Raw genomic sequence first — 1,740 nt, forward strand, 5'->3', positions numbered from 1 at the left:
GCGGGCAACCGGTCGGGTAAGCGCATCGCTTCCTGCCAGTTGTCGGCGCGCAGCCAGCCGTAATCGTCGTGCAGATCGACACCGTGAACGGTCGCCACGGTGGGGTGGCGCGTGGCGGCGGGCGCGTCGGGGAGGGCCGGGAACGAACGAGGCATGGGACTCCTTCGGACGGCATTGCATCCAGAGTGGGCATCACCAGCCCGGATGACAATGGCACGCAACTGCCCGACCGGCTCCCAGACGGTGCCTGACCTATCAACGTCTGCTTTCGGGAAGCTGCACCGCAGCGGCCGAGTGTGCGCGCAATGTCCGGTAAGGGCCGGAAGCACCTGCGGCAGGATGGTGGGTGAAACGGCAACTCTGGACTGGTAGCGGCGCAGTCACCTCCGCACGGTGACGTGCGTGAGTTTTTGAAAACAGTGTCCAAATCGCCCTCCCGCAACCATTACAGACGAACCAGACAAAGCCGCCCCAGGGCGGCTTTCTGCGTTCTCAGAGCTACCCAAAGACAGCAGCCCCGCCAACGCCCCCACCAGTTCGATCGAAAGCGCGGCATCCTGCGGGATCAGCCGGATCTCGGTCAACAGGCTGCGGATGATCGATGTGGCCTCCGCCTTCGTGCTGTCGCTCTGTAGCGCCGCCGTCAGGTCCGCCACCTGCGCCTGATAGCGATCCGCGAGACCGGGATGCAGCAGGACAGGCGCGGCGTCCGAGGTATCGTGCAGCTTGGCCGTCAGCGCCGCCTTGGACGACTCCAACGCCGTCATCTTGTCCTTCATGCTCGGGTGAAACATGCCTTCGGCGATGGCATTGACCATCTGGTCGATCTGGCGTGTGACCTTGGCCAATTCACGCTCGTCGGCCATGCGATCCGCTCGGATCGACCCGGTCAACTGGTTGAACTCGGCTTGATAGGCGCAGACGTATTCCGCGATGAGGTCAGGATGCAGCAGCTGGTCCTTGAGACCGGACAGAACACGGGCTTCGAAATCCTCGCGCTTGATCGTCAGGCGGTTGCCACAGGTGCCCTTGCTCCTCGTGTTGGCGCAGCCGTAGTACTGTTTGCCGACCTGAATGAACCCGCCGCCGCAGGTGCCGCACTTCAACATGCCTGTGAACAGGTGGGTGGCCCGCTTCATGCGCCCCACGGCTTTGATGGCGTCTCGGATGGCCAGACTGCGCGTGGCCGTCTGGCGGGCCTTCACGGCCTCCCAGAGGTCATCGCTGACGATCCGCAGGTCAGGCACCTGTTCGATGATCCAGTCCTCAGGCTTGTTCATCCGGGCCTGCCGTCTGCCGGAATCGGGGTCTTTGATGAACCGCTGCCGGTTCCAGACGAGGCGGCCCAGATAGAGTTCGTTGTTCAGGATGCCGGTGCCACGCTTGTCATTGCCGTAGATGGTTGAAGACCCCCAGGTGCCGCGCGGACCGGCGACGCCTTCCTTGTTCAGGCCGGTGGCGATGGCACGTGGGCTGATGCCATGGCTGTAGTTCGTGAAGATAAGCCGGACCACGGCGGCCTGCTGGACATTGATGGTGCGTTCGCCGGTGGTGATGGTGCCGTCTGCCAGTAAGTCCCGGACGACATCGTAGCCGTAGGTGACGCCGCCCGCCGACTTGCCCTTGCGCACGCGGCCTTCGAGGCCCCGGTGGGTCTTCTGGGCAAGGTCCTTCAGAAAAAGGCTGCTCATTGTGCCCTTCAGCCCGATATGCAGTTCGGAAATCTCGCCCTCGGCGACG

Annotated in this window: 1 protein-coding gene; it reads right to left on the reverse strand. The window is 63.6% G+C overall.

The genetic code is table 11. From position 1 onward, the window contains the following. Positions 1-380: 380 nt before the first annotated feature. A partial coding sequence (locus tag ACOI1H_RS25365; RefSeq protein ID WP_422441073.1) for a recombinase family protein occupies positions 381-1,740 on the reverse strand: 1,360 nt, incomplete at its 5' end.

The sequence above is a fragment of the Loktanella sp. DJP18 genome (assembly GCF_049310965.1).
In the GTDB taxonomy this organism is placed as follows: domain Bacteria; phylum Pseudomonadota; class Alphaproteobacteria; order Rhodobacterales; family Rhodobacteraceae; genus Loktanella.